At 31.2% G+C, this 2745-nt stretch carries 4 protein-coding genes and 2 pseudogenes; 4 read left to right on the top strand and 2 right to left on the bottom strand.

Features of this window, described 5'->3' with window-relative positions:
* Nucleotides 1-57: 57 nt before the first annotated feature.
* The 3 genes from B5X55_RS18570 to B5X55_RS18560 all read left to right on the top strand — a co-directional run bounded on the left by B5X55_RS18570 (nt 58) and on the right by B5X55_RS18560 (nt 2153).
* Complete coding sequence (locus tag B5X55_RS18570) at nt 58-345, top strand: hypothetical protein (RefSeq protein ID WP_079514704.1); 288 nt, start codon at nt 58-60, stop codon at nt 343-345.
* A 64-nt stretch (nt 346-409) separates the two neighbouring features.
* Nucleotides 410-1198, top strand: coding sequence for a DUF6090 family protein (locus B5X55_RS18565; protein WP_143814546.1), 789 nt, complete (start codon nt 410-412; stop codon nt 1196-1198).
* A gap of 163 nt (nt 1199-1361) precedes the next feature.
* On the top strand, nt 1362-2153 hold the full coding sequence (locus tag B5X55_RS18560; RefSeq protein ID WP_079514700.1) for a DUF6090 family protein: 792 nt from the start codon (nt 1362-1364) through the stop codon (nt 2151-2153).
* A gap of 41 nt (nt 2154-2194) precedes the next feature.
* On the opposite strand, the pseudogene B5X55_RS19355 reads toward B5X55_RS18560, so the two are convergent.
* A pseudogene (locus B5X55_RS19355) lies at nt 2195-2326 on the bottom strand (IS110 family transposase); the annotation flags it as partial.
* A 12-nt stretch (nt 2327-2338) separates the two neighbouring features.
* Nucleotides 2339-2515: pseudogene (locus B5X55_RS19115) on the bottom strand (site-specific integrase); the annotation flags it as partial.
* Nucleotides 2516-2560: 45 nt separating this feature from the next.
* Here B5X55_RS19115 and B5X55_RS19110 point away from each other — a divergent pair.
* The coding region (locus B5X55_RS19110) for a DUF6090 family protein (RefSeq protein ID WP_234999797.1) at nt 2561-2745 on the top strand (185 nt) is incomplete at its 3' end.

Raw genomic sequence — 2745 nt, 5'->3', positions numbered from 1 at the left:
CTTGGGTATGCGTTCACTTAACTGAAAACTATTGAAAAGCTTCTCTTGATAATCTTTATGTCCTTGCATAACTTTTCTACAAGACCGTTCCTTGAAAGAATACCTGACTTTGACTATGATGCCAAATGCAAAGTTCTTAAAGTAACCCAGAATGGATCTATTAGATGGAAATCGTATTACTGGGTATATGTAACCGCTTCATTAATGGGAAAATATGTAGGTATTCAAGAAATGGGAAACGGTATTTGGAGGGTATTTTATAGAAACGTATTTTTAGGTTTCTTTGATGAAAAGTATCTAAGAAATAAAGAACAAGCAACAAGATTAGAAATTAATTTAGTGTAAACCTTAATCTTTAACTTGTGTAAACTATGTGCCTTAACGAACATAATGACCAACCAAGAAACCGATGATAAAATTCTTTAGAAAAATTCGCCAGAACTTGCTTATGGAAAATAAAACTGGAAAGTATTTTAAATATGCCATTGGAGAAATAGTGCTAGTGGTTATTGGAATTTTAATTGCGCTTCAGATTAACAACTGGAATGAGCAACGTAAAGAAATAGCACAGGAGCAAAAAATATTATTACAACTAAAATTAGATTTTAATAAGAATCTGGAACAATTAGATGAGAAAATTTCAATGCGGTCAGATATTACTGAAGCTTCAATAAAATTATTAGGATTTATTGATAATCCAGAATTTGTTGAGCTTGATAGTATTATTTTCCAACTTTCATTTCTTTTAACAGACCCTACTTTTGACCCAGTAGAAAATAATTTAATTGAATCTGGAAATTTACATTTAATTAGAAATGATAGCTTAAAACTAAAATTGACTAATTGGTCTACTGACGTTTATCAATTACAGGAAATAGAGCTTGAATATCAAAAAATTAGAACGGAAATAATAATCCCATTCAACGAAAAAACAGGTTTGTACAGGAATATTATAAATGCATTATGGAAAGATGGTTATATTCCAAAATTCGCTTTAAACAAAACAGCTATTGTAAAACACAAAATAGGAAATACTAAAAAACAACTAAATATTAGTGAAGTTTTGAATAATATAGAATTTGAAGGTATTGTGGCAGATTCATTCAATTGGAGTCATATAGGGAATATTCAGTCTTTAGCCTTGAGGAATCAAATTATTGAAATATTAAACCTAATAGACAGCGAAATTAAAGAATAACGAAAGCACAACAAAGACGTGTATAATTAATTGCTTGGGAGCTTTTAAAGATCACTCGAGGATTTCTGCCGAAATCCCTTTGCTCCTCCCCTTTTTACTATCTTAGTCCTTCAAGCAACTAATCATACACAAACCGTTGTGCTTCACCAGAAACCACTAACCAATGATTAAATTCTTTAGAAAAATTAGACAAAAAATGCTGACTGAAAATAAGTTCAACAAATATCTGATTTATGCAATTGGAGAAATTGTACTGGTTGTCATTGGTATTTTAATAGCTCTAGCCATTAATAACAATAACGAAGAGAATAAAAACATTGAACAAGAACAAGTAATCCTTAAACAACTTAAAGCGGACTACAAATCGAACCTTCTTCAATTGGAGAATAAGATTGAAATGAGACGAAAATTAATTTCAGAAAGTCTAAATATTTTGGATATTACCTCAAAAGATATATCCATTAGTCAAGATTCTCTTTCAATGATATTTGCCACTTTTTTTATGGACCCAACCTTTGACCCAATCGAAAATGATTTGATAAATTTAGGAAATATCAAATTGATAAGAAACGACAGTTTAAAGCAATTACTTTCTCATTGGAATTCGGATTTTAAAGCCTATAGCGAGTCTGAAAAAATCCAACACGACCACTATATTTCTGAAATCATTCCTTTTATGAAAGAAGTTGGAATCATGCGCAATGCGAATCATGTGTTTTGGAAAGCGCAAGAACTCAGAATGGGGTTTTTGGACAAAGGAAAAAGCGACCAAATTTTGACTATAGGAAAAAGCCCGAAAGAAATAGATGTTCAATACATTTTAAAGGATTCACGTCTTGAAGGCCTAGTAACATTCATATTTACGTTTTCTCAAGTTTGTAATTTAGAAGGACAAACACTTAAAGAGAAAATGCAAAAGACAATCGAAATTTTAGAAAATGAAATTAAAAAATAACGAAAGCACAACAAAGAACTGAGCTAAAAATCAAATAAAATTTAGCTTAATCTTCCAACATAGTTTCTATCATAATCCAAACCCGATTTTGATATTCCATAGGCTTGCTTAATCAGTTTATTGCAAACAGCGCTCAGGGCAAGTTTTTTGCTTTTACCTTTTGTGATTAATTTTATACATAAACGTTAGCCAAGTTTTCTTGAAATCCTCATAATCTCCTCACTGACCCTCTTCTGAACAACCTTGCCATAATACTCCTGTGTAATTTTCATACTAGAGTGCCCAAGCAGTTCACTTACAATCTCCATAGGCACATCATTATAAAGCAGTACAGCAGACGCAAACGTCTTTCTAGCGATGTGTAATTATTCATTACCTTAGGTAGTACAACCAACTACCTTCTTTCCATGATCAAATTCTTTAGAAAAATTAGACAGCAACTTCTGACTGAAAATAAGTTTAGCAAATATTTACTTTATGCCATTGGAGAAATTGTACTTGTTATGGTCGGTATCTTACTGGCACTTCAAGTTAATAACTGGAATGAATTAAGAAAAAAAGAAGAAGCAGAAATACAACTGTATCATAAAAT

The sequence above is a fragment of the Maribacter arcticus genome (assembly GCF_900167935.1).
GTDB lineage: Bacteria > Bacteroidota > Bacteroidia > Flavobacteriales > Flavobacteriaceae > Maribacter > Maribacter arcticus.
Note: the sequence above shows the minus strand (reverse complement) of the source record. Positions and strands in the feature narration are given on the sequence as shown.

Bases quoted from the DNA above. Each gene is read 5' to 3' on its own strand.
- B5X55_RS18570 (WP_079514704.1), top strand. From the start codon at position 58: ATGTCCTTGCATAACTTTTCTACAAGACCGTTCCTTGAAAGAATACCT.
- B5X55_RS18565 (WP_143814546.1), top strand. From the start codon at position 410: ATGATAAAATTCTTTAGAAAAATTCGCCAGAACTTGCTTATGGAAAAT.
- B5X55_RS18560 (WP_079514700.1), top strand. From the start codon at position 1,362: ATGATTAAATTCTTTAGAAAAATTAGACAAAAAATGCTGACTGAAAAT.